Origin of the sequence: Sorangium sp. So ce406 (assembly GCF_051474675.1) — a bacterium.
Classification (GTDB): domain Bacteria; phylum Myxococcota_A; class Polyangia; order Polyangiales; family Polyangiaceae; genus Sorangium; species Sorangium cellulosum_G.
This window is the reverse complement of the sequence record NZ_CP150340.1, coordinates 12454399-12478177: the sequence shown is the minus strand read 5'-3', so window position 1 is coordinate 12478177 and position 23779 is coordinate 12454399. Positions and strand designations below refer to the sequence as shown.

Genomic DNA, 23779 nt, shown 5'->3' with positions numbered 1-23779 from the left:
GCGTGTCGACGAGCGCTTCGCGAGCCACGATGATTACCTATCAGATGAACGCTCCGTCTGACATCACGGACCCCGGGAGCCATCCTTGAAGAAGCGCGTCCGGCTCTGCATGAAGGATCTCTTCCACCAGGACGTGGTGGAGATGATCGAGCGCGAAACCCGCAAATACCAGATCTGGTCCATCGAGGACCCTTCCGACCCGGACTTCGACGCGGCGTATCAGATCCTCTGGGACAGCTTCGGTCCTCATGGCGAGATGGAGCGCAAGGAGGCCATCGAGGCCTTCCTGCGCGACGACCCGTACACGCCCGAGCCGTCGGGCACATACATGCGCTACTTCCTGCTCGTCGCGCGGGACTCGGACGGGAGGGTGCGCGGCGTCCGCGACGGCACGGTGCTCGTCAATCCGGCGTACGCCCCGGATCTCTGCGTCATCTACCTCGCCCATATCTTCATGATCCCGGAGGCGCGCGGTACGGTGCTGTCGTACTGGCTGCGCATCTCGCCGGTCGAGCTCGCCATGCAGTACCTGGCCGACCTCCACGCGATGGGGAAGATCACGCTCCCCGCGCCGGCGGCGCCGGGCAAGTACTTCGGGATGAACATGGATCTCGCGGCCGAGGTCGAGTTCTTCACGCCGGAAGAGCGCCTGTCGTGGCAGCGCATCCTGTTCTACGGCCGCGGCGGCTTCGACGCGATCAACCCGCGCCATTTCCCCTACCGCCAGCCGGACTTCCGCGACCCGGAGGAGATCCGCGCGACGGGCAACCAGCCCTCGCCGTTCATGGTCCTCGTCCGGCGCATGGGCCGCGAGCGGCAGGCGCAGCTCCCGATCGACGAGGCGAGGGCGCTCATGCGGCTGCTCTACGACGATTTCGCGGATCACTGCGCGCCGCACCTGCTGGAGAACAGCCTCCAGCTCGTCCTCGACCGGCTGGAGGAGCGGGCGAAGCGGAAGAGCTTCGTCGAGCTCCTGCCCCTGCCGAGCGGGCCCAGGGACCTGCACCGGCTGAAGCCGCTCTTCCGGTACAACGTGTACACGAAGTACTACCCGGACAGCCCCGACATCCGCGGCTACCTGAACAGCGGCATCCGCGAGCGGCTCGCGAACCCGCGCTACCTCGACGAGGAGCTCGCCCGCATCGCGCGGGAGCTGGAGACCCGGCCGCCGTTCGTCTACGGGAGCCGGGACAAGAGCGCGACCTGGGAGGGCACGCCGGTCACGCCCGGGTCGGAGCCGCCGCCGCCCGAGGGGACGGACGCGGGCGAGATCACCCGCGAGCTACCGGTGACGCCGTCGGCCGCGACACCGTCGACGACTGCGACGCCGTCGACGACCGCGACGCCGTCGACGACCGCGACCACCGCGACGCCGCCGTCGGCCGCGACCACCGCGACGCCGCCGTCGGCCGCGACCACCGCGACGCCGCCGTCGGCCGCGACGCCGCCGTCGACCGCAACGCCGCGGTGATCACGACGCCCCGGGCGGCGCGGCGGTGGCTCACGGCATTCACGGCGCCGGGGCGCCGCCGGAGCCGCTCGTCGCGGACCGTACGCGCAGGGCGCCCGCGCGGATCTCGCCCACCGCCACGCAGGCGGCCTCGTGCGCGTCGAGCGCGCCGCGCAGCACGAGCGCCCTCCCCCGATCGGCGGCGACCTCATCGAGCGTCCCCTCGAGAACGCCCTCCGCCAGGCGAACGAGCGGGGCGACCTCGGCCAGGCCTCGCGCGAGCCCCCGGGCCGCCGCGACAAGCCCGGACGCCGCAGGGGTGGAGCTCGCGACGGCCGCGGCCTCGTCGCACAGCTCGTCCGCGACGGAGCCCACGTCGCGCCAGCACCCGACCGCCGCGCGCAGGCCGGCGAGCGTCACCAGCGTCGAGGGCGTCGCGTGCATCGCCTCGACCGGCGGCGCGTGCGCCCGGACAGCCGCCGCGCTCTGCACCGCGGCGATTACCGGCGCGAGGGCCAGGAGCGCGCGCTCCAGCACGCGCGTGGCCTGCTCGATGCGGACGAGGCGCTCCTGCACGTCGGCGCTGCCGAGCGGCGCGTCGCGCTCGACGAGCGCGGAGAGGCGGTCGGCGACCTCGATGGCGAGCTGCTCGAGGCCGGCGACCACGGGCGGCTCGAAGCGGCGGGGCACGACGTCGAGCACGCAGAGCGAGCCGATCGCGTGCCCGCCCACCCGCACCGGCACCCCCGCGTACGCGCGGATGCCGTAGCTCTCGACGAGCTCCTTCGAGACGCGCTCGTCGCGCAGCGCGTCCTCGACGAGCAGCGGCGCCTCGTCGCGCACGACGAGCTGGCAGAACGAGTTGCTGCGCGAGGTCGCGCAGCTCACCGCGAGCTCCAGGGGCAGGCCGTGGTGCGCGCGCAGGAGCTGGATGTGGCGCACGACCAGGCTCACGAAGGCGATCGGCGCCCGCGCGAGCCTGGCGGCCCGCGCCACGCAGGCGTCGAGGAGGGCGTCCGCCTCGGTGCGCAGCATGGCGCCGCGCAGCTCGGCCAGGCGGGCGGGGTCGTTCAGGTCGGCCATGGCGGGGAGGTTACCAGCAAAGGCGGGCACGAAGACGCCGCGCCGGCGGAGCGCGCGGCGCTGCGTCCGCCGCGACCACCCGTGTGCGACGCGCATTCCCCTGTGCCGCGCGGATGTGCCGGGATCACGCGGCGCCCGCCGTCCCGGCGCGCGCCCTCGCTGCTGCACAGCGCCGGCGCCTCCGCGGCTCGCCGAGCGCGGCGGCCGAGGTCACCCCCGGCGCGCCGCCGCCTCCCGCGCCCGCACCGCCGCGACGAGCGTGCCGAGGTGCACCTCGACCACCCGGCTCACGTCGGGCGTGTAGCCGCCCGCGAGCACCCACGCGATCGGGATGCGCCGCTCGAGCGCGGCCCGGAACACGATCTCGTCGCGCGCGCGCAGGTCGTCATGCGTCAGGTCGAGCGGCGAGTACGGGTCCTCGCGGTACGGGTCCGCGCCGGCCTGGTAGAGGATCAGGTCGGGCGCCGCGCGGTCGATCGCGGGGCCGAGGTGCCGCTCCAGGAGCTCGAGGTACGCGGCGCCGCCGCTGCCGTTCGGCACCGGGACGGACCAGCTATTGGCCGTGTCCGGCGCGCGCTCGCCCTCCACGTCGCGGTACGCCCGGTTCTGCTTGTACCAGTTGCCGTAGATCGAGAGCTGAAACGCCCACGGCCGCGACGCGAGCAGCGACGCGGTGCCGTTGCCGTAGTGGAGGTCCATGTCGACCACCAGCCCGCGGCGGATGCGCCCCTCGGCGCGCGCGCGCTCCAGGGCGACGACCAGGCCGTTGAAGGTGCAGAAGCCCTCGCCGTGATCGGCGTGCGCGTGGTGGAAGCCGCTCGCGAGGTTGCCCGCGATGCCGTCCTCGAGCGCCGCGACGGTGGCGGCGATGCAGCCGCCGTTCGTGAAGCGGACCGCCTCGGCGAGCGCCGGCGACCACGGGAACTTCTGGGACTCGGCCAGCGCCCGGGGCTCGCCGGTCGCGATCGCCTCGAGGTACCCGGGCGTGTGGACGCGCAGGAGATCCTCGTCGCTGACCGGCCCGGGCTCTTCGACCCGCGCGGGGAGGCCGCTCCGCTCGATCGCCTCGCGCACCAGGGCGAACTTGCGCATCGGCATGACGTGCTCGCCGATGTCCGCGAAGTAGCGCGGCGAGTGGAACACCCGGATCGGGGGCGGGGCGGCCGCGCCGGCGGTCACTTGCAGACCGACTCGAGGATGTCGAGCGCCTCGGCCGCGTGGCGCGGCGCGAAGACGAGCGCCGGCCGGAAGCGGAGCGTGCGCTCGCCCGAGCCGCCCACCTCGAGGCCGCGGTTCCGGAGCGCGGTGAGCGCCGCGTCGCGCCGGGCGGCGTGGGGGAAGTCGACCGCGGCGAAGGTGCCGATGCCGCGGGCGCCCGAGAGCACCCCGGGGTAGCGGCGGCAGAGGTCCTCGAGGCCGGCGACGAGGCGCTCTCCGGTCGCCCGCGTGTTCTCGAGGAGCCGGTCGCGCTCGATGACCTCGAGGATCACCTCGAGCTGCGCGCCGCGGAGCGGGTCGCCGAGCCAGGTGCTGAAGACGCGCAGCGCCTCGATCGGCGCAAACTCCTCGCGGCAGGTGAAGCCGCCGAGCTGCATCTTCTTCGAGAACGTCACCATGTCCGGCGGCTCGGGCAGGTCCCACGCCTCGTGCGCCCAGAGCACGCCCGTCCCGCCGCCGCAGGTCTGCACCTCGTCGACGATGAACGCGACGCCGCGCTCCGCGGTGAGGCGGCGGAGCGCCTGGAAGAACGCCGGGCTCGCGTGGCGGTCGCCGCCCTCGCCCTGGATCGGCTCGACGATGAGCGCGGCAACCTCGTCCGGGTGCGCGTCGATCGCCGCCTTGACCGCCTCGAGCGAGCGCGCCTCGGCGGCGCGGTTCTGCTCGGCGTGCTCCGCCTCGGGGAACTGGTTCGCGGGGAACGGCACGACCGGCCAGTCGAACGCCGGGATGTCGAGCTTGTGGATCGGCTTGCTGCGCGTCGCCGAGAGGGCGCCCATGCTGCGACCGTGGAAGCCGCCCTCGAAGGAGATCACCTTGAAGGCGTTCACGCCGGGCTGCCGGTTGAGCATGCAGGCGGCGAGGTCGCCGTCGCTCGGCTGCGCGCCGCCGCGCCGGCGCCGGGCGAGCCGGATGAACGCGGACTTCAGCGCGTTCTCCACCGCCTCGGCGCCCGTCGTGAAGGTGAAGACGCGCGTGTGCCCCTTCGGCGCGACGCGCATCAGCGTCTTCTCGACGATGTCGACCCACTCGGGCGCGGGCGCGACGCCGAGCGCGGAGCGGTAGCCGGCGCACCAGTCGAAGCGGCCATCGCGCCAGGCGGCGAGCAGATCCGGGTGGTTATAGCCGATGGGCACGGCGGCGATGTGCCCGTAGACGTCGAGCAGGACGTTGCCGTCCACGTCGACCATGTAGTTGCCCAGGCTCTTCCGCGCGTCCTGGTAGAAGTGGATCGGCCGCGCGTCCTGGTGGCGCTGATGGCGGGCGCGGAGCGCCTCGGACGCGGGCCCCGGGATCTCGGTGCGCATGGCGGCGCGCTCGGGCTCACCGGGGATGGACGGGGAGATGCTGGGCTGGGCGTTCATGGTCTGACTCCATTGCAACGGGGGCCGCGGAGCGTCACGCGGATCCGCCGCGCGCGTCGGAAGGCCGGACGCGCACGACGATCGACTTCGACGCGGGGGTGTGGCTCTTCTCGGCCATGCTGCCGAGCGGCACGAGCACGTTCGCCTCGGGGAAATACGCCGCCACGTTGCCGCGGGGGATCTCGTAGAGCACGACGCGGAACGCGCGCGCGACGCGCTCCCCGTCGGAGAAGCGGCTCGTCACGTCGACGAGGTCCCCCTGCGCGAGCCCGCGCTCGGCCGCGTCCTCGGCGTTCATGAACACGACGCGGCGCCCGCCGCGCACGCCGCGGTAGCGGTCGTCGAGCCCGTAGATGGTCGTGTTGTACTGGTCGTGGCTGCGGATGGTCATCATCAGGAGCTCGCCGGGCTCGAGCTCGTGCCGCGGCAGCGGGTGCGCGATGAAGTTCGCCTTCCCCGTCGCCGTGCGGAACTCGCGCCGGGCCGCGGCGTTCGGCAGGGCGAAGCCGCGCGGGTCCTTCACCCGGACGTTGAAGTCGTCGAACCCGTCGATCGTGCGCTCGATGAGGTCGCGGATCCGGTCGTAATCCGCGGTGAGCTCCTCCCACGGCACGCGCGACCGCGCGCCCAGCGTCGCGCGGGCGAGCCCCGCCACGATGGCCACCTCGCTCCGCAGCATCTCCGAGGCCGGCGGGAGGTTGCCGCGCGAGCTCGACACGACGCCCATCGAGTTCTCGACCGTCACGAACTGCGGCCCTCTCGCCTGCACGTCGCGCTCGGTGCGCCCGAGGCAAGGCAGGATGAGCGCGCGCCTGCCCGTCACGAGGTGCGCCCGGTTCAGCTTGGTCGACACGTGCGCGGTGAGATCGCACCGGGCGAGGGCGCGGGCAGTGAACGCGGTGTCCGGCGTCGCGGAGAGGAAATTACCGCCCAGCGCGAAGAAGACGCGGGCGCGCCCGTCGGCCATCGCGGCGATCGCGGCGACCGTGTCGAGGCCGTCGCGGCGCGGCGGCGAGAAGCCGAAGTTCTTCTCGATGCGGTCGAGGAGCTCGGCGGGCGGGCGCTCCCAGATGCCCATCGTCCTGTCGCCCTGCACGTTGCTGTGCCCGCGCACCGGGCACGCCCCCGCGCCGGGCCGGCCGATGTTGCCGCGCAGCAGCAGGAAATTCATGACCTGCTGCACGTTGGCCACGCCGTTCTGGTGCTGCGTGAGGCCCATGGCCCAGCACGCGATCGTGCGCTCGGACCGCATCGCGATCTCGGCCGCCGCGCGGATCCGGTCGCGCGGGACCCCGCTCTGCTCCACGATGTCGTCCCACGGCGTCGCGCGCACCGCCGCCGCGAGCGCCTCGAAGCCGTCCGTGTGGCCCGCGATGAACGCGCGATCGAGCACGGCCCCCGGCCGCCGCTCCTCCTCCTCGAGCATCTCCTTGATGAGCCCCGTGAAGAGCGCGACGTCGCCGTTGATGCGCACCTGGAGGAACAGCGTCGAGATCGGCGCCCCCGGGCCGACGAGATCGAGCGGGTGCTGCGGGTGCTGGAAGCGCTCGCTGCCGACCTCGGGGAGCGGGTTCACCGTCACGATCTCGCAGCCGCGCTGCCGCGCCTCGCGCAGCGCCGAGAGCATGCGCGGGTGGTTCGTCCCCGGGTTCTGACCGACGACGAAGATCGCGTCCGCCAGCTCGAAATCCTGAAGAGATACGGTACCTTTGCCGACCCCGATCGCCTCGCGCAGGCCGACGCCGCTCGACTCGTGGCACATGTTCGAGCAGTCGGGCAGGTTGTTCGTCCCGAGCTCGCGCACGAAGAGCTGGTAGAGGAACGCCGCCTCGTTGCTCGTGCGCCCGGACGTGTAGAACACCGCCTCGTCCGGCGAGCCCAGCGCGCGCAGCGACGAGGCGACGAGGTCGAGCGCCTCGTCCCACGACGCCGGGCGGTAGTGGGTCGCCCCCTCCTCGAGCAGCATCGGGTGGACGAGCCGCCCCTGCTTGCCGAGCCAGTGGTCCGACTGCTTCGAGAGCTCCTCGACGCTGTGCTTGCGGAAGAACTCCGGCGTGACGCGCCGGAGCGTCGCCTCCTCGGCGACCGCCTTCGCGCCGTTTTCACAAAACTCGGCGAGCGAGCGCTTCTCCTCGGGCTCGGGCCACGCGCAGCCGGGGCAGTCGAAGCCCTCGCCCTGGTTCACGCGCAGCAGCGTGCGCACCGCGCGCGAGACGCCCATCTCGCCGACGGCGTGCCGCAGCGTCGCGCCGACCGCCGCGAGCCCGCCGGCGGCCGCGCTGCGATCGCCGATCCGGGGCGCCTCGGGCTCGGGCGGCGGCTCGGCCTGGACGTCGCGCAGCACGTCGCGCGCGCTCACGACGCCGCCTCCGCGGGGACCGCGACGCGCTCCCGGCCCGCGTACACGTTGAACCGGCCGTCGCGCGCGAAGCCGACGAGCGTCATCCCGTGCGCCGACGCGAGCTCGGCGGCCAGGCTCGAGGGCGCGCCCACCGCGACCATCACCGGGATCGACGCCCGGAGCGCCTTCTGCACGAGCTCGAACCCCGCGCGCCCGCTGACCATGAGCACCGCGCCCGGGTCGGGCAGCTTCCCGGCGAGCAGCGCGGCGCCGACCAGCTTGTCGACGGCGTTGTGGCGGCCGACGTCCTCGCGGAGGTCGGCGAGCGCGCCGCTCGCGTCGAAGAGGGCCGCGGCGTGGAGCCCGCCGGTCCGCCCGAACACCGGCTGCGCCCCGCGGAGCCGCGCGGCGAGGCCGTGCACGACGCGCGGCGCGAGCCGCGGGGCACCCCGCGCGAGCGGCGCGGGCGGCGCGAACGACGCCACGTCGATCGACGCCTTGCCGCAGACGCCGCAGCTCGCGCTGGCGACCGCGAGCGCGCGCTCGGTGCGCCCGAGATCGACGGTCACCTCGTCGCGGAGCGCGACGCGCACGAGCCCGCCCGAGGGGCCCTCGCCCTCCTCGACCGCGACGACGTCGGCCGCGCCGGCGATGATGCCCTCGGCGAACAGCAGCCCGATCGCGAGCTCGCGATCGTGGCCGGGCGTGCGCATCGTGATCCCGAGCCGGCGCTCGGCGCGGTCGTGCTGCGCGCCGCGGGCGCGCGCGACGACGACGATCTCGAGCGGCTCCTCCACGGCGAGCAGATCCTCCGCGTCCGAGGCGCTGTCGTCCGTGATCCTGCGGATCGAAACGGGGGTCGTGGTGGACGTCATGGGTGCGTGTCCCGCTCTCCCCATCCTAGTTCTCCAGGTCCGAGGCCGCCCCAGGATACGGAGAGAGATTTCAACGCAAAGGCGCAAAGGCGCAAAGGCGCAAGAAGGAGAATGATATGTATTTTGAGCAGTTATGACCCTGATGGCGCGGGCTGGCTCGAAGCGGGGGAGCTCGGCTGGCCGCCGCTGGGGATCACGCGCCGTCCTGCGCCGCCTCCGGGGCGCCCGGGGCGGCGCTCGCTCACCCCGCGGACCACGCCGCGACGAGCCGCCCGAGCTCCCGCTCCGGCGCGTCGAGCGGCGCCTTGCCGCGCCACGCCGGCGGGAACAGCGGCATCACCGCGCTCCGGAGCAGCGGCGCGAAGCCGGCGATCTCGGCGGGCCCGCGCGGGACGCCGAGGAGCGGCACGCGCTCGCCGTCGAACGCCGCGAGGCCCGCGAGCGCGCGCTCGCGGATGGGGGCGAGGTCGCCCGGGGGGACCTCGCGCGCGTGGACCGCCTGGTAATGGCGCAGGAACGACGCCGCGCCGGCGCGCGAGATGTCGGCGCGGTCCTCCTCGCCGACCTGGCGCACCACGGCGACGAGCGGCACCGGCACGGGCGTCACCCCGAGCGCCGCGGTGTCGCGGAAATCGGGCTGCGCGTACGGCAGCACCGCCGGCGGGATGGCCCAGAACCCCGCGCGGCCGTAGGCGAAGAGCCGCACCGCGGTGTCGCGGTCGTCCGGATCGACCGGCTCCATCTCGGCGGCGAGGAGGATCTCGGCCTGCCCCGCCGCGATCCCCGCCGCCTCGAGCGCGCGGCGCGCGAGCGCGACGGGCGCCGCGCGCAGCAGGGCGGCGAGGCCGGTGCGGCGGAAGTCCGGCAGGACGAGGGCGTGCGAGAGCAGCACGACGCAGCGCCGCGCCGCGCGGTCCAGCGTGACGAAGCAGTCGCGCGCGCCGGCGAGGCGCCCGTCGTCGACGCCCCGCGCGAGGATCATGTGGTACGTCGCCGCGATCGGCGCCGCCCCGTCCGCGTGCTTCCCGGCGAGCCACGCCCAGAGCACCTCCCGGCGCTCGATCTCGCCTTTCGGCCCGAAGAACGCGTCGAGCGCCCGGTAGCCCTCGTCGAACGCCGCGTCGCCCTGCGCCTCGTCCAGCGAGAACTGCGCGAGCGCCCGCGCGACCTTCTCCGGCCCCTCCCCCGGGCAGACGTCGCGCGGGTCGACGATCATCCGGCCATCTCGCGCAGCACCGCGTCGAAGACGGAGACCGCCTCGTCGACCTCCGCGACCGTCGTGATGAGGTGCGGGCGGAGGCGCACCGAGCGCGTCCCCGTGTAGCTCGCGAACACCCCGCGGCGCAGCGCGCGCCCGAGGAAGTCGTCGCGCGCCGCCGTCGTCGGCAGGTCGAAGGCGAGCAGGAAGCCGCGGCCGCGCGGCTCGCTCGCGAGCGCGGGGTAGCGCTCGCAGAGCTCCTCGAGCCGGGCCAGGAAGTGGCGGCCCGTCGCGCGCACGTTGGCGAGCAGATCCTCGGACTCGATCGTGCGGAGCGTCGCCAGCGCGACAGCGGCTCGCGCGCGGTCGCCGTTGCGCGTCTGGTACATGCGCCCGAACTGCGCGACGTCGTACGCCGACGTCGCGAAGAACCCGCCCATCTGCATCTTCTTGCCGAAGCACATGAGGTCGGGCGGGCGCGGCAGCTCGAGCTGCTCGTGCGCCCAGAGCGTGCCGCTGATCCCGAGGCCCGTCTGCACCTCGTCGAGGATGAACGCCGCGCCCGCCTTGCCGGCGAGCTCCTGCGCGCGGCGGAAGAAGACGGGGCTCGCGTGCCGGTCGCCGCCCTCGGACTGCACCGGCTCGACGATCAGGGCGGCCACCCTGCCCTGGTGCGCGTCGAGGATCCGCTCGAGGGCGGCGAGCGCCTCCGCCTCGGCGCGGTCGTTCTCGGCGGCGTAGCGCGCGAGCGGGAAGCGGCTCGCCGGGAACGGCGCCGTGGGCCAGGGGAAGGCGGGCAGGTCGGCCTTGTGGATCACCTTGGAGTGCGTCGCGGACATCGGCCCGAGGCCGCGGCCGTGAAACGCGCCGGCGAACGACACGACCACCGCGTCGGTCCCCGCGTTGTCGAGGATGCTCTTCTGCTGATCCTCCGGGAGCTCCAGCGGGTTCTTCGGCAGCCCCGCCGCCTCGCGCCGGCGCTCGCCGTGCCGGATGAACGCGACCTTGAGCGCCGACTCGACGCCCTCGCCGCCCGCGTCCACGCAGAAGACGCGCGCCATGCCGCGCGGGGCGTACCGCTGCTCGAGCGCCTCCACGAACTCGAACCAGCCCGGCGTCGTCACGAACGGCGTCGACGTCGGGTTCGCGACGGCGCGGATGAACGCCTCGCCGTGCGCCGCCTCGACCAGCGCGGGGTGGTTGTAGCCGAGCGCCCCGAGCGCGAAGTTCGCGAACAGGTCGAGGAACACGTTGCCGTCCACGTCGACCAGCGAGCACCCCCGGCTGGCCGCGTCGTCCATCACGACCGCGCGGTAGCGCGACTGCATGTCGAAGCCGCCGCGCGCCATCCACGCGCGCGCCTTCGGCCCGGGCAGCTCGGTGACGACTCTTCGCGGAGGGACGGACGGGAGCGTGGGACGATCGGAGAAGTCCATGGGTGGATGAGTATCCCGCACGGCAGGGCCGGTGTCATCGCCGCTTGCCGAGCCCGGGCGCGCGGGTTTACGACAAGGCATGTCCGAGACGCGCGAGACCGTGAAGAAGCTCTGGATTGACAACGCCGAGAGGGAGGCGCTCTCCGGCGAGACGTTCGAGACCGCGAACCCCGCGACGGGCGGGGCGCTCGCGCGGCTCGCCCGCGGCCGCCGCGAGGACGTGGACGCCGCGGTGGCGTCCGCGCGCGCGGCGTTCCCGGGCTGGGCCGCGATGGATCCGAACGAGCGCGCGCGCATCCTGTGGAAGGCGGGGGAGCTCATCCTCGCGCGGTGCGACGAGCTCGCGCGCCTGGAGGCCGTCGACACAGGCAAGCCGATCACGGCGGCGCGGACGATCGACGTGCCGCGCACGGCGGACACGTTCTTCTACTTCTCCGGGTGGGCGACGAAGCTCGGCGGCGAGACGATCCCGGTGCGGGGCCCGTTCCTGAACTACACCGTGCGCGAGCCGCTCGGCGTCATCGGCGCGATCATCCCCTGGAACTTCCCGCTGCTGCTCGCGGCGCGGAAGGTCGCGCCGGCGCTCGCGGTGGGCAACACGGTCGTGGTGAAGCCGCCGGAGGAGGCGAGCCTCACGACGCTGGAGCTCGCGCGCATCCTGGCGGAGGCGGGGGTGCCGCCGGGGGTCGTCAACGTGGTGACGGGGCACGGCGAGGAGGCGGGCGCGGCGCTCGTGGAGCACCCGGGGGTCGCGAAGATCTCGTTCACGGGCGGCACGGACACCGGCCGGGCGATCATGCGCGCGGCGGCGGGCACGCTGAAGAAGCTGTCGCTGGAGCTCGGCGGCAAGAGCCCCAACATCGTCTTCGCGGACGCGGACGTGGAGAGCGCGGCGAAGGCGGCGGTGACGGCCATCTTCTACAACCAGGGCGAGCTGTGCACGGCGGGGAGCCGGCTCCTCGTGGAGCGGGCGGTGCACGACCGCGTGCTGGAGACGGTGACGCGCGGCGCGCGCAAGCTCTTGCCGGGCGATCCGCTCGACCCGTCGACGCAGATGGGCCCCCTGGTGTCGGAGGCGCACTTCACGAAGGTGCTCGGCTACATCGACCGCGGCGCGGCCGAGGGGGCGCGCCGCGAGGCGGGCGGTCGGCGCGAGGGCCCGGGGTACTTCGTCGAGCCGACGGTGTTCTCGTCGGTCTCGGAGTCGATGAGCATCGCCCGCGAGGAGATCTTCGGCCCCGTGCTGGCGGTCATCCCCTTCGACGGCGTCGAGGAGGCAGCGCGCCTCGCGAACGCGACCGAGTACGGCCTCGCGGCCGGCATCTGGACGCGCGACATCGGCAAGGCGCACGCGCTGGCCTCGCGCCTCGCGGCGGGCACGGTCTGGATCAACACGTACAACCGGTTCGACGCGGCGAGCCCTTATGGCGGATACAAGCAATCCGGCTACGGGCGGGAGAACGGCCGCGCGGTGCTGGACGAGCTCACGCAGCTCAAGTCGGTCTGGGTCGCGCTCGGCTGAGCCGCGCGCCGCGCAGCGGGGGAATCGCCGAGATGCGGAGAGACACGCGCTCTCCGCATCCCGGCATCCGCTCCCGCGGTCGACTACTTCGTCGTCCCGGCGCCCTTCGTGCCAGCGCCGGCCCCGGCGGCCGGGGTCGCTGCAGGCGGCTGAACGCCGCCCTGGCCGCCCGGGCTCCCCGCCGTCACGCCGGTCTGCCCGGCCTGGTTCCCCGACTGCGCGCCGGCGGCGCGCTGCCCGCCGGTCGTGCCCTGGTTCCCGGCGCCCGTCGCGCCGGTCGTCGCGCCGCCCTGCGCTCCCGCGCCGGTCGCGCCCTGCGTCCCCGTCGCGCTCGTCGTGCCCGTGCCGCCGGCCGCGCCGGTCGCCGGGCCGAGCTTCTGCGCGAGCGCCTCGGCGTCCTTGAGGTGCTTCTCGATGGTCGGGCGGAGGTCCTTCTCGATCATCGCCTTCAGATCGGCGTTCTTCGCGTCCTGCAGGATGCGCTTGTCGAGCAGGTCGAGCGTCTTCTGGTGGTCCTGGATCATGGTGGCCACGAACTGCTGATCGAAGTCGGCGCCCTGCAGGGCCTTGAGCTGGTCGACCGCCTGCTGCGTCTCGGTGGTGAGCTGCTTGCTCTTGTCCGACTCCGCCGCCGTGATGCCGAGCTTCTTGACCAGCTGGGCCTGCTTCGCCTTCGCCTGGGTGTGATGCTGGGTGATGACCCTGGCGTAGGCCTTCACGTCCTTGTGCTTGGCCTTCGTCTGCGCGAGCGTGGCCTCGTCAATCTCCTTCTTGTTCGCGGCGTCGAGCACGGCGACGATCTGCTCGTCGGTGAGCGGGGCCTCGGGCGGCGCGCTCGGCGTCGTGGTGGTGGTTGCCTCCGGCTGCGCGTCCGCGCTGGGCTGCGTCGCCGGCGGCGTCGCGGTGTCGACCGGCGGCGGCGGCGTGACAGCGGGCTGGGTCGGCGGCGGCGTTGCTCCGCTCGCCGAGCTCGGATCGCTCGCCGGGGGCTGGTTCGAGCAGCCAACGCCGAGGGCGAGACCGAGCGAGACGACGAGAACGTTGCGCGATGCGACCATAGATCGAGACCTCCTCACGTAGGTTTGGGTGCCCGGCCGTGTGCAAGATCGGTGCACAAGCCGGGAGCATGGTTTTCCCGCACTTCGTGCTGTTGGTAGGATTCCATACTGTCGCAAATCGCTACAGCGGGTGCGAAGTTGCCTCAGCCGACGCCTTCTGGATGCGGATCTCGCGCGCCGCCGTCGCCTTGGCTGCGACGGGGTAGCACCACTGCACACAGGGGTGACCGGGGCTCTGGCCCGGCATGCCCCTGGTGCCGTCGCCGGACCGCCGCGGACGGTGGCCGCCGAGCACGCGTCGCCCCCGTACAGCCCATCAGGCCCCGCCGCCCGGTTCAACCCGGGCCATTCCTCGCCATCGCATTCCTCACCATCGTGGCCGGCCCATCCGTAGGACGCGAGAATCTCGGTTCGGATGAACTCCACGGCTGTGCCCGAGCGAACGACGAGACCGATCGCGTCGCCCGACACGAGCCTCACATCGGCAATCGTCGATACGCCGTCCGCGGCGCCCGTGTCTCCGTCGCGCGCGGGGACGACGGTCAGAATCGGATCCTAGATATGGCTCTGAAGCGTGCTGAAGCCATTCTGGCGCTCCCAGCTCGCCTGGCCTTCCCTTCCCCTCTTCCTCATCCAGTGCTGCGTTGTCGATGGCGGAACACATAATCCGTCCCCGCCAGCGGCGACCGTGCGCGCGCGTCGAGGTGCCTCATCGACAGCGCTTCTTCCGGTTGACACAGCACGGTTACGGAGCGCCCCTGCTGTGATGCCGGAAGGCGATCCGTCGCCCATCCGCTGCTCGCGCGCTTCGCGCAACGTCCCACGCCACCTGCGGCGAAGCCCCGCGCGCTTCCCGCTACGTCCTGCACCACCCGCGGCGAAGCCCCGCGCGCTTCCCGCTACGTCCTGCACCACCCGCGGCGAAGCCCCGCGCGCTTCCCGCTACGTCCTGCACCACCTGCATCGAAGCCCCGCGCGCTTCCCGCTACGTCCTGCACCACCTGCATCGAAGCCCCGCGCGCTTCCCGCTACGTCGCAGCATCCGCCGCCGTCGGTCGGCCGAGGCACCGGCCGGAGCACCGTCTGCTCCTGCCACCTCGGTGCTCTGCTCGATGTCCCGCTCCCCGATCACAACGCTCGTTCCCCATGCCCCCTGCGATCACCTCGCTGACGACATGCAACCGCACGATCACGTTCCTGAATCGTGCCCATTTCGTGCTCGCCTGCGACACGCGCGCCGGCGCGACTTAGTCCTTGCGTTCATGCCCAAACCCAAAAGCCCGAAGAAATCAGGGACACCCGCCGTTGAGCCCACCCAGCTTCATATCGCCGAGGCGGCCTTTCACCGCGTGAAGCCCGACCTCGACGCGATGCCGCTCGCCGGGCTGGAGACGCCGCGGCTCGATCTCCAGGCGGCGGCCGTGCAGGCCATCGGCGTGGCCAAGACGCTCTCCGCGCCAGAGCTGCGCCAGCGCATCGCGGCCATCGCCGCGGCGGGGGCGCTCGACGCCGCGCTGCTCGAGGGGCTCGAGAGCGTCGCGTGGGCGACATGGTTCGCCCGGCACAAGTTCCTCCTCACCTCGGCCACGCATTCCGGCGCGGCGCTCCCGCCCTCCCTCGTCGAGCGCGCCTACGAGACGCGCGCGCGCATGCTGAAGACGCTCGAGTACCACCTCGACAGCGACGCGGAGGCGACAGCGCAGCTCGCGCACCTGCGCGCGGGCAGCGGCCACCTCGACCTCGCCAACGACCTGTCCGCCGCCGCCGACATGTACCGGAAGCACCGCGAGGCGATACAGGACGACAAGCGGAACTTTCGCGGCGAGGACGAGAAGGAAGCGAGCGCCCTGGCGGAGCAGATCCTCCGCCTGCTCGGCGCCACGACGACACCCGAGCAGACGCTCTGGAAAGGCTACCAGGCGCGCGCCGCCAAGCTGCTCTTCCGCCATTACGACGAGGCCGTCCGCGTCGGCCGGTTCCTCTTCTATTACGATGATCCCGAGGGCCGCTTCCCCAACCTGTACACGGCGACGCGCTCCGCGCCGGCGTCTCCCCGGCCCGAGAAGGGCGACACGAAGCCGGATGCCGGCGCCGTGAAGCCCGAAGCCGCTCCCGTCGTGCCGCCCGTCATCGGCATCGCCTGATCCGGACGCGCGCGCTCCCCCGCGGCGCTCCTCCATCCCCTCCATCGCGCCGCTCGTGCCCTCCGGTCCGTTGCGCTACGGCATCGGCATGCGCCTCTACACGTTCCTCCACTCGCCCAACGCGCTCAAGGTCCGCCTCGCCCTCGCCGAGCTCGGGCTCGCCTACGAGCCGGTCGAGGTCGACCTGTTTCGAGGCGAGCAGCGCGCCGAGGCGTTCGCCCGGCTGAACCCGCACCGGAAGGTGCCCGTCCTCGAGGACGGCCCGCTCGTGCTCCGGGAGTCGAATGCCATCATCGCCTACCTCGGCCGCACCCACGGCACGACGCGCTGGCCTGACGTGCCGACGTCCGAGGCCAGGGCGCTCCAGTGGCTGTTCTTCGAGAGCGCACACATGACCCCGCACTGCGGCATCATCTGGTGGACCAACGTCGTCGCGCCGAAGACGGGCTTCCCCGCCCCCGCCGAGGCTGTCCTCCAGCGGGCCATCGACGAGGTCACGCGCTCGCTCGATCTGCTCGAGGCAGAGCTCGATGAGAGGCAGTACCTGCTCAAGAGCTCCATGTCGCTCACGGACTGCGCCATGGGCGCCGCCCTCGCGATGCTCCGCGGCTCGCGCCTCGACGACGCCGAGCGCTGGCCGAACGTGATCGCCTACCGCGAACGGCTGCGCAGCCGCGAAAGCTGGGCCGAGGCGCGCGGCGACGCGCTGAGCGAGCTCGGCTGACCCACGCGGCAGGCCAGGGCGCCCGCGGGGCAGGGCGCCCGCGGGACAGCGCGCCTGCGGGACAGCGCGCCTGCGGGTGGCACGCTGCGGCTATCTCCTCGCCCTGCGGGCGAGCCCGCGCGGGTCGCGGCCTATCGGCTCGCCCAGCTCGAACGCCGGATCGGCGGTCCTCGCCGGCGGCTCCTGCGGGTCGCCCGCCTCGAGAGGGCCGTGCGCTCGCTCGGCTTCGGCGATGGAGGGGTAATGCTCCACGTCGCCGTCCACCCGGAAGCCGCCCGCGCGCGCCGGGCGCACCACGCGGCCGAGGACGAGCCCCTCGTCCCAGGTGCCCCCGTGCTCGACAGCGATCGCCGCGCCCACGGCCACCTCGGAGAGCCTCGCTAGCGCGCCATCCGGCCGGTCCGGCGTGGGCCGCCAGCGCAGGATCATGTCCTCGTGCAGCACCACCACGGCGCGCTCGCCGGGCAGCTCGGAGACCCCGCGGGCGAAGCGGACGCGGCGCCCCGCAGCCCCGGCCGCCCCGGCGACGCCCTCGCCGCCGGCAGCGCCCTCGGCCAGCTCGATCGCCGGGCCCTCCGCCAGCTCGATCGCGGCCCCCTCCCCCGCCAGCTCCCCGATCGCGGCGCTCTCCTCCGCCCCTCCGATCGCCGCGCCGTCCTCCGCCAGCTCGATCGCGACGCCCTCCTCCGCCACCTCGATCGCGGTGAGCTGCTCCGGACGCAGATCCTCGAGCGGCGCCATGCGAAGTCCTCCTCGGCAGATCTCGGCCGCGGGCGCAGCGCCGTCAAGCCCGCGGCCTCGTGCCCCGCGCTTGACGCCCGGCCGGCTGCGCTGATGCCATCCGCGAATGGCATCGTTCGACCCGTTCCCCGTCCTCACGACGCCGCGCCTCCGGCTCCGCGCGATGGGGCCCGCCGACGTCGAGCGCCTCTTCCGTATCCGGTCGGATCCGGAGATGACGCGCTACACCGGCCGGGCGCCCGACAGCTCGATCGCCGACTCGGAGCAGAACCTCGCCGTCGTCACCGCCGGCATCCGCGAGAACACCTCAATCTACTGGGGCATCACCCTCAAGGAGGGCGGAGAGCTCATCGGGAACGGCGGCTTCTGGCGCTGGAACAAGCCCCATCGCTGGGCAGAGATCGGCTACGGGCTCCTGCCCGCGTTCTGGGGCCAGGGCATCATGACCGAGGCACTGCGCGCCATGCTCCCCTTCGGCTTCGCGTCGATGGATCTCCACCGCGTCGAGGCCCAGCTCGACCCCGACAACCGCGCCAGCGCACGCGTGCTCGAGCGGCTCGGCTTCACGCGCGAAGGGCAGCACCGGCAAAACTGGTACTACGACGGGCGGTTCACCGACACCGCGGTCTACGGGCTCCTGCGCGGCGAGCTCCAGGCCGCGACGTGACCCGCGCGCTCGCGCCTACTTCAGCGCCGGCGCCCCGCCGCTGCGCGACGGCGCCGGCGCTCCGGGCCCGGGCTCGCGTGTCCCCTCCAGGTTGAGCTGGATGCGCGCGGGGGACTCCGACGTGATCTCGACCTTCTGCGAGACGCCGTCGCTCGAGCGCGCCTCCACCGAGAGCGACACCCCCGGCTTCGGGCGAGCGATGACCTGGCTGCCCACGCCGAGCACCACGTCGTTCAGCCGCACCACCGCGGCGCTCGGCTGGACCTGCACCGCGATCGGATCCACGAGCGGCCGGTGCTCCCGCGGCCGGCTCAGCGCGACGAACATGAGCGACGCGACCGCCACCCCCGTCGACACCGACGCCACGAGCCACGGCAGCGCGACCGGGCGCAGCGCGTCGCTGCCGGCGCGCATCAGCCCGCCGATCCCCCGCCGCGGATCCGTGCGCGCGCCCCGCGACCGGCCCTCGGAGACCGGCCCCGCGCTCAGCGTCGCGCCGGGCCTCGGCCGCCACCCCGGGCGCTGCTGCGGCGCGGTCGCGCCCGCGATCTTCTGCCGCTCCTCCTCCATCGCGTCGCCGCAGCGCGCGATCAGGAGCTCGGCCACCTGGGCGCTCGTCATCACGCCCGACCGGCGCATGAGGAAGTCCTCCAGCGCGCTCGCCATCTCGCCCGCCGTCTGGAAGCGCTGCCGCGGATCGCGCGCGAGCGCCTTCAGGATGATCTCCTCCAGCTCGCGCGGGCAATGCGGCGCGATGAGCGTGGGGCGCGGCGGCTCCGGCACCCCGGTCTGCGGCAGCACCAGGTCGTGCAGCACCTGGAACGGGAGCGCGCCCGTGACCGCCTCGAAGAGCACCACGCCGAGCGAGAAGATGTCGGAGCGGCGATCGACAGGGTACCCCTGCGCCTGCTCGGGCGACATGTACTCGCCCTTGCCCTTGATCTCGCCGGTCTGCGTCGTGTCGCCCAGCCGCTCGAACGCCTTCACGATCCCGAAATCGGCCACCTTCACCGTGCCGTCTCGGTCGATGAGGATGTTCTGCGGGCAGACGTCCCGGTGCACGATGCCGAGCGGCACCCCGCGCTCGTCGTGGAGCTCGTGCGCGGCGTGCAGCCCGTGCGCCGCGTCGGCCACGATGCGCGCGGCGATCGCCGGGGAGATCGGCATCGGGCGCAGCCCCGGCCGGAGCAGCCGCTGCATCGTCTGCCCGTCGATCCACTCCATCACGAGGAAGAGCACGCCGTCGGTGTCGCCGAGGTCGAGGATCTCGACGACGTTGCGGTGGTGGATCTTCGAGGCGAGGTTCGCCTCGTCGAGGAACATGCGCTGAAACTGCGGGTCGTTCGCGAGCGCCGGGATCAGCGTCTTCAGCGCGACGACCTTGTGGAAGCCGCGGGAGCCCTCCATGCGCGCGGCCCACACCTGGGCCATCCCGCCCTCGCCGATGAGGCGCAAAAGCTCATATCGCCCGAGACGCTGCCCCGGAGCGGGGTCCTCGGAGATCCGCATGGCTCACCAGATGCTGGTGCTCGGGGAGCCGCGCCCGCGGTCTCCAGGAGCAGCCCGGGCCGCGGATCGCGGCCCCCTCTCTCCAGGCGCTCACCATAGCCAAGCGCGACCGCGCCGCAAAGGCTCGTGTGGACCCAGGGACGCACGCGCGCCGCCGACCGCCGGCGCCCCCAACGCACGGCGCCGCGACGCCGTGACGCGCAACGCCGTACCACGACCCGTGACGCGCAACGCCGGACCACGACCGTGACGCGCAACGCCGGACCACGACCGTGACGCGCAACGCCGGACCACGACCCCGCGACCCGTGACCCCGGGTCACGGCCCGGCACCCCGGACTGCGCCCCCGGCGCCCCGCGCCTCGGCGCCCCGGCGGCCTTGCCTTGATCCGCGTCGCCCCCCCGCCCTGCCCCTGCTATGGCCGGAGCACGATGACGAACGCGACCAGCGCCCCTCCGCCCGCCCGCGGGGGCCGAGCCCCGGCCTCCCGAGCCCTGTTCGACCGCGCCGCCGCCGTCCTGCCCGGCGGCGTGAACAGCCCGGTGCGGGCCTTCCGCGCCGTCGGCGGCGACCCCCTCTTCATCGCCCGCGCGCAGGGAGCGCGGCTGTTCGACGCCGACGGCGCCGAGTACATCGATTACGTCGGCTCCTGGGGGCCGGCCATCCTCGGCCACGCGAACCCCGCCGTGGTCGAGGCCGTCCGCGACGCCGCCCTCCGCGGCCTCTCGTTCGGCGCGCCGACCGAGCTCGAGGTGCGCTTCGCCGAGACGATCCGCGCGCTCTACCCGAGCATCGACATGCTGCGCTGCGTCTCGAGCGGCACCGAGGCGACCATGAGCGCCATCCGCGTGGCGCGCGGCTTCACCCGCCGCGACGCGATCATCAAGTTCGAGGGCTGCTACCACGGCCACGCCGATCACCTGCTGGTCAAGGCCGGCAGCGGGCTCGCCACCTTCGGCGCGCCCGACTCCGCCGGCGTCCCCGAGAGCGTCGCCCGCGCCACGCTGTCGCTGCCCTACAACGACCCCGCCGCCCTCGAGGCCGCCTTCGCCGCACGCGGGGGCGACATCGCCGCGGTCATCCTCGAGCCTGTCGTCGGCAACATGGGCTGCGTCCCGCCGGAGCCCGGCTTCCTCGCCCTCGTCATCGACCTCTGCCGCAAGCACGGCGCGCTCTCGATCTTCGACGAGGTGATGACCGGCTGCCGGCTCGCCCGCGGCGGCGCGCAGGAGCGCTTCGGCCTCCGGCCCGACCTGACCACGCTCGGCAAGGTCGTCGGCGGCGGCATGCCCCTCGCGGCCTACGGCGGCCGCGCCGACGTGATGCGCGTCGTCTCGCCGCTCGGCCCCGTGTACCAGGCCGGCACGCTCAGCGGCAACCCGCTCGCCGTCTCGGCGGGGCTCGCGACCCTCGAGCGCCTCACGCCCGACCTCTACGAGCGGCTCGAGAAGCTCGGCGCGGCGCTCGAGGACGGCCTCCGGGCCGCCGCGAAGGGCGCCGGCGTGGACGCGTGCGTCCAGCGGGTCGGCTCCATGATCACGCTCTTCTTCACGAAGGGCCCGGTCCGCTCCTGGGCCGACGCCTCCACCTCGGACACGAAGCGCTTCAGCGCCTTCCACGCGGGGATGCTCGCGCGCGGCGTCTACTGGCCCCCGTCGCAGTACGAGGCGGCGTTCCTGAGCGGCGCGCACACGGAAGAGGACATCGAGCGGACGGTCGCCGCCTGCCGCGAGGCGCTCGCGGCCTGAGGGCCGCGGCGGGCCGCGCGCCGGGGGCCGCGGAGCGAGGCCAGAACGGCGAAGGGCCGACCGCCGCGGCGATCGGCCCTTCGTGTGCGCCGGGGGGCCCGTCGGCGCGGCCCCCGAGGACGCGTCAGTCCGCGCCGCGGACCCAGCCGTTCCGGTAGTAGTTGCCGCGGGCGGTCGGCCAGAGCAGGCAGTTATCCGACGACTGCGGCACCGTGTACACATACGTGCACGGCTCCGGGTACTGCCCGTCGATCCACCCGATCTCGCGGAGCGACACGACGATCTCGATCGTCCCGTCGCCGTTCACGTCGGCGAGCGTCGGCACGGGCATCGCGCCGAGCCGCGGCAGCGGGATCTTGTGGAGGATCTTGCCGCCCGCGTTGAGGACGAAGAGGTGGCTCCGGTTCTCCTCGGTCGAGTAGGTGTTGAACACGACCTCGGGGATGCCATCGCCCGACAGGTCCCCGACCACGACGCCGCCCGTGAGCACCTGCGTGCTGTCCGTGTACTGGACGTCCCAGAACTCCGTCTTGTCGGCGTAGACCGCGTGGATCCGCCCGTCGAGGCCCGCGAAGATCATCTCGGGGCCGGGGCGCGTCGCGTCGAGGTCGGCGACGGTCACCTGCTGCGTCGCGGCCACGATGTTGCCGCCGAGATCCTCGCCGCCGGACAGGTAGTCCGGCGCGTAGAACGGGCTCTCCCAGCCGTCGATGCGGCTCGCGTCGTTGCGGACCACCCAGAGGCCGACGCCCTGGGACTGGTTCGACATGTCGACGTCCTCGGCCGCGGCGAGCATGATGACCTCCGGCTTGCCGTCGCCGTCGACGTCCGCGATCGCAGGGGCCGAGTTCTTGAAATAGGCCTGCAGGTCGCTGCTGTCGCCGAAGCCCTGCTGCGCGAGCTCGAGATCGTGCATGTACCGCACGCCCGGCGTCTTCGGGCGGTTCCGGAACATGGGATTCGCGTCGAAGGCCTCTCCCGTGCCGTGATAGAAGCCGGCATAGGAGTTATCCATCGGCGAGACGATGTCCTGAGAGCCGTCTCCGTCGAGATCGCCGATGGCCAGGTTCTGGTCGTAGGCGCCCACGATCCAGCACTCGGCGTCGTCGCTGCGGCGCGCGTCGCACCCGATCGTGCCGCTCTCGATCGGCGGGAAGCCCGCGACCCGCGCCCCGCTCGCGTGGAACGCCATCAGGATGTCGGGGGACCGGTCGGTGCTCGCGGCCACGACGTCGAGCTGGCCGTCGCCGTCGACGTCGCCCGCGGCGAGGGCGCGGATCTCGTCGTTCCAGGTGACGGGCCAGCCGCTGACCACCTGGCCGTTCGCGTCGAGCATGTAGATCGTGGTGCGCGCGGCGATGACGATCTCGAGCTGCTCGTCGCCGCGGAAATCTCCGACGATCGGGCTCGCCCAGATGCGGCCGTGCTGCCGCGACTCGTCGAACCGCCACCGCTGCTCGCCGTCGGGGCCCCAGGCGACGACGTTGCCGTTGTGCGTGACGAGGATCTCGTTCACGCCGTCGCCGTCCAGATCGGCGACCGCCGGCGAGCCGAGCCAGGCGCTCTCGTCGTCGTCCGAGAGCTGGAGCAGGAGCTGAGGCTCCGCGACGTCGGTGGAGCCGCCGCTCGCCGCGGGAGCGCACGAGGCGGCGGCGGGCAGCGGCTTGGAGCCCCCGGGGACAGGGCGCGGGCCGCCGCCGGAGGCGCTGCTTCCACCGCCGCGCGGGGGAGAGCCGTCAAGGCCGCCGAGCTGCCCCTCGCAGGCAGCAAGGGCGAGCACACTGACGAAGAGAGCAGTTCTGCCGGGAATTACTGAACCTCGGTTGCAGACAAAGAACTTCAGCATGGCGGGAGCTTAACAGCCGCTCCGCGCACCTCGAGCGACGGAAGTAGAAAATCACGCCGTCGAGCACACACTGGACGGTACGTCACGCTCCTCCTTCAGGGGGCGAGGTGGGCGCGTGTCCCTGACACGCCGCGACGGACGCGCGGGGCGCACGCCGGGGGCGCATGGCGGGGGTATGGGTGCGGGTAGGTGCTGTGCTAGGCTCCGCCGCCATGAACGTATCGCGACGGCTCTGGATCGCCGCCGCCGCCGGAGCCCTTCTGCTAGGCCCGATGGCGCTCGGCTGCAGCTCGAACCCCGCTCCCAAGACGGCCAAGGTGCAGGCCGGGGACATGCCCGAAGGCGCCGACTGGACGGGGGTCTATTACAGCGAGCTCTACGGTTACCTGCACCTCGTGCAGGACAACGACGCCATCTCGGGCAAGTGGATCCGGCCCGTCAAGGATCGTTGGGGCGAGCTGCACGGCTCGGTGACGGGCGACCTCATCAAGTTCTCCTGGACCGAGCATGTCATCGGCGCGATCGGGCCGAACTCGACCAAGGAAGGCCGGGGATACTTCAAGTACAAGCGGCCCGAGGGCGAGAACGTCGACGACAAGGTGGTAGGCGAGATCGGCCGCAACAAGGACGAGGTCGGCGAGCCCTGGGAGGCGGTCAAGCAGCGCAACATGATGCCGGACCTCCAGTCGATCGGCGGCACCGGCAGCTCCGACATCGGCGGCGGCGACTGGGACAGCGAGAACCAGGAGTCCGGCACGCCCGAGGCGCCTGCCTCACCCTCCGACGAAGGCGCCGCCGAGCCGCCCAGCCTCTGACCGACGGAGCGCCGGCCGGCCTCCACGGCCCTGACCGACG

The 23779-nt window shown here is 73.2% G+C and carries 18 protein-coding genes; 7 read left to right on the top strand and 11 right to left on the bottom strand.

Annotation, left to right across the window (positions count from 1 at the left end):
* Window positions 1-85: 85 nt before the first annotated feature.
* Window positions 86-1471 (top strand): hypothetical protein, encoded by a 1386-nt coding sequence (locus WME96_RS46880; RefSeq protein ID WP_437288036.1) that lies wholly within the window; start codon window positions 86-88, stop codon window positions 1469-1471.
* 39 nt (window positions 1472-1510) lie between these two features.
* Here the strand turns inward: WME96_RS46880 and WME96_RS46875 are convergent, their stop codons facing one another.
* The 7 genes from WME96_RS46875 to WME96_RS46845 form a co-directional block, all read right to left on the bottom strand.
* Window positions 1511-2533 (bottom strand): GAF domain-containing protein, encoded by a 1023-nt coding sequence (locus WME96_RS46875; protein WP_437288035.1) that lies wholly within the window; start codon window positions 2531-2533, stop codon window positions 1511-1513.
* A 210-nt stretch (window positions 2534-2743) separates the two neighbouring features.
* The gene (locus WME96_RS46870; RefSeq protein ID WP_437288034.1) at window positions 2744-3712 is read right to left on the bottom strand and encodes a histone deacetylase family protein; all 969 of its coding nucleotides are present in this window, start codon (window positions 3710-3712) and stop codon (window positions 2744-2746) included.
* Window positions 3709-5115, bottom strand: a complete 1407-nt coding sequence (locus WME96_RS46865; protein ID WP_437288033.1) for an aminotransferase class III-fold pyridoxal phosphate-dependent enzyme — start codon at window positions 5113-5115, stop codon at window positions 3709-3711. Before WME96_RS46865 ends, WME96_RS46870 begins: the two co-directional genes overlap by 4 nt.
* Before the next feature lie 34 nt (window positions 5116-5149).
* Window positions 5150-7474 (bottom strand): FdhF/YdeP family oxidoreductase, encoded by a 2325-nt coding sequence (locus tag WME96_RS46860; RefSeq protein WP_437288032.1) that lies wholly within the window; start codon window positions 7472-7474, stop codon window positions 5150-5152.
* Window positions 7471-8331 carry a formate dehydrogenase accessory sulfurtransferase FdhD gene (locus WME96_RS46855; RefSeq protein ID WP_437288031.1) on the bottom strand — a complete coding sequence of 287 codons (861 nt, stop codon included), beginning with the start codon at window positions 8329-8331 and terminating at the stop codon, window positions 7471-7473. Before WME96_RS46855 ends, WME96_RS46860 begins: the two co-directional genes overlap by 4 nt.
* A 241-nt stretch (window positions 8332-8572) precedes the next feature.
* Window positions 8573-9547, bottom strand: a complete 975-nt coding sequence (locus WME96_RS46850; RefSeq protein WP_437288030.1) for a hypothetical protein — start codon at window positions 9545-9547, stop codon at window positions 8573-8575.
* A complete protein-coding gene (locus WME96_RS46845; protein ID WP_437288029.1) occupies window positions 9544-10965 on the bottom strand; it encodes an aminotransferase class III-fold pyridoxal phosphate-dependent enzyme in 1422 nt (473 codons plus the stop codon). The genes WME96_RS46850 and WME96_RS46845 overlap by 4 nt, the downstream gene beginning before the upstream one ends.
* A gap of 79 nt (window positions 10966-11044) precedes the next feature.
* Here WME96_RS46845 and WME96_RS46840 point away from each other — a divergent pair, with 79 nt between their 5' ends.
* A complete protein-coding gene (locus WME96_RS46840; protein WP_437288028.1) occupies window positions 11045-12487 on the top strand; it encodes an aldehyde dehydrogenase family protein in 1443 nt (480 codons plus the stop codon).
* An 83-nt stretch (window positions 12488-12570) separates the two neighbouring features.
* Here the strand turns inward: WME96_RS46840 and WME96_RS46835 are convergent, their stop codons facing one another.
* Window positions 12571-13545 (bottom strand): DUF4142 domain-containing protein, encoded by a 975-nt coding sequence (locus WME96_RS46835; RefSeq protein ID WP_437288027.1) that lies wholly within the window; start codon window positions 13543-13545, stop codon window positions 12571-12573.
* Window positions 13546-14807: 1262 nt separating this feature from the next.
* Between WME96_RS46835 and WME96_RS46830 the strand changes: the two genes are divergently transcribed.
* Both WME96_RS46830 and WME96_RS46825 read left to right on the top strand, forming a co-directional pair.
* Window positions 14808-15689 (top strand): hypothetical protein, encoded by an 882-nt coding sequence (locus tag WME96_RS46830; RefSeq protein ID WP_437288026.1) that lies wholly within the window; start codon window positions 14808-14810, stop codon window positions 15687-15689.
* 88 nt (window positions 15690-15777) lie between these two features.
* Window positions 15778-16413 carry a glutathione S-transferase family protein gene (locus WME96_RS46825; RefSeq protein WP_437288025.1) on the top strand — a complete coding sequence of 212 codons (636 nt, stop codon included), beginning with the start codon at window positions 15778-15780 and terminating at the stop codon, window positions 16411-16413.
* Between the two features lie 90 nt (window positions 16414-16503).
* Here the strand turns inward: WME96_RS46825 and WME96_RS46820 are convergent, their stop codons facing one another.
* Window positions 16504-17154, bottom strand: a complete 651-nt coding sequence (locus WME96_RS46820; protein WP_437288024.1) for a hypothetical protein — start codon at window positions 17152-17154, stop codon at window positions 16504-16506.
* A 106-nt stretch (window positions 17155-17260) separates the two neighbouring features.
* Between WME96_RS46820 and WME96_RS46815 the strand changes: the two genes are divergently transcribed.
* Complete coding sequence (locus WME96_RS46815) at window positions 17261-17821, top strand: GNAT family N-acetyltransferase (RefSeq protein ID WP_437288023.1); 561 nt, start codon at window positions 17261-17263, stop codon at window positions 17819-17821.
* Between the two features lie 15 nt (window positions 17822-17836).
* Here the strand turns inward: WME96_RS46815 and WME96_RS46810 are convergent, their stop codons facing one another.
* Window positions 17837-19330 (bottom strand): serine/threonine-protein kinase, encoded by a 1494-nt coding sequence (locus WME96_RS46810; RefSeq protein ID WP_437288022.1) that lies wholly within the window; start codon window positions 19328-19330, stop codon window positions 17837-17839.
* A 431-nt stretch (window positions 19331-19761) separates the two neighbouring features.
* On the opposite strand from WME96_RS46810, the gene hemL reads away from it, so the two are divergent.
* Entirely contained in the window at window positions 19762-21078 is a 1317-nt protein-coding gene (gene hemL, locus WME96_RS46805) for a glutamate-1-semialdehyde 2,1-aminomutase (protein ID WP_437288021.1), read from the top strand.
* Between the two features lie 124 nt (window positions 21079-21202).
* On the opposite strand, the gene WME96_RS46800 is transcribed toward hemL, so the two are convergent.
* On the bottom strand, window positions 21203-22858 hold the full coding sequence (locus tag WME96_RS46800; RefSeq protein WP_437288020.1) for an FG-GAP repeat domain-containing protein: 1656 nt from the start codon (window positions 22856-22858) through the stop codon (window positions 21203-21205).
* 278 nt (window positions 22859-23136) lie between these two features.
* Here WME96_RS46800 and WME96_RS46795 point away from each other — a divergent pair, with 278 nt between their 5' ends.
* Window positions 23137-23739: a hypothetical protein gene (locus WME96_RS46795; protein ID WP_433932396.1), complete on the top strand. Its 603-nt coding sequence runs from the start codon at window positions 23137-23139 to the stop codon at window positions 23737-23739.
* Window positions 23740-23779: the final 40 nt, after the last annotated feature.

Coding starts and splice junctions, on each gene's coding strand:
- WME96_RS46875 (WP_437288035.1), bottom strand. CDS start 2,533: ATGGCCGACCTGAACGACCCCGCCCGCCTGGCCGAGCTGCGCGGCGCC.
- WME96_RS46865 (WP_437288033.1), bottom strand. CDS start 5,115: ATGAACGCCCAGCCCAGCATCTCCCCGTCCATCCCCGGTGAGCCCGAG.
- WME96_RS46855 (WP_437288031.1), bottom strand. CDS start 8,331: ATGACGTCCACCACGACCCCCGTTTCGATCCGCAGGATCACGGACGAC.
- WME96_RS46850 (WP_437288030.1), bottom strand. CDS start 9,547: ATGATCGTCGACCCGCGCGACGTCTGCCCGGGGGAGGGGCCGGAGAAG.
- WME96_RS46845 (WP_437288029.1), bottom strand. CDS start 10,965: ATGGACTTCTCCGATCGTCCCACGCTCCCGTCCGTCCCTCCGCGAAGA.
- WME96_RS46840 (WP_437288028.1), top strand. CDS start 11,045: ATGTCCGAGACGCGCGAGACCGTGAAGAAGCTCTGGATTGACAACGCC.
- WME96_RS46835 (WP_437288027.1), bottom strand. CDS start 13,545: ATGGTCGCATCGCGCAACGTTCTCGTCGTCTCGCTCGGTCTCGCCCTC.
- WME96_RS46830 (WP_437288026.1), top strand. CDS start 14,808: ATGCCCAAACCCAAAAGCCCGAAGAAATCAGGGACACCCGCCGTTGAG.
- WME96_RS46825 (WP_437288025.1), top strand. CDS start 15,778: ATGCGCCTCTACACGTTCCTCCACTCGCCCAACGCGCTCAAGGTCCGC.
- WME96_RS46820 (WP_437288024.1), bottom strand. CDS start 17,154: ATGGCGCCGCTCGAGGATCTGCGTCCGGAGCAGCTCACCGCGATCGAG.
- WME96_RS46815 (WP_437288023.1), top strand. CDS start 17,261: ATGGCATCGTTCGACCCGTTCCCCGTCCTCACGACGCCGCGCCTCCGG.
- WME96_RS46810 (WP_437288022.1), bottom strand. CDS start 19,330: ATGCGGATCTCCGAGGACCCCGCTCCGGGGCAGCGTCTCGGGCGATAT.
- hemL (WP_437288021.1), top strand. CDS start 19,762: ATGACGAACGCGACCAGCGCCCCTCCGCCCGCCCGCGGGGGCCGAGCC.
- WME96_RS46795 (WP_433932396.1), top strand. CDS start 23,137: ATGAACGTATCGCGACGGCTCTGGATCGCCGCCGCCGCCGGAGCCCTT.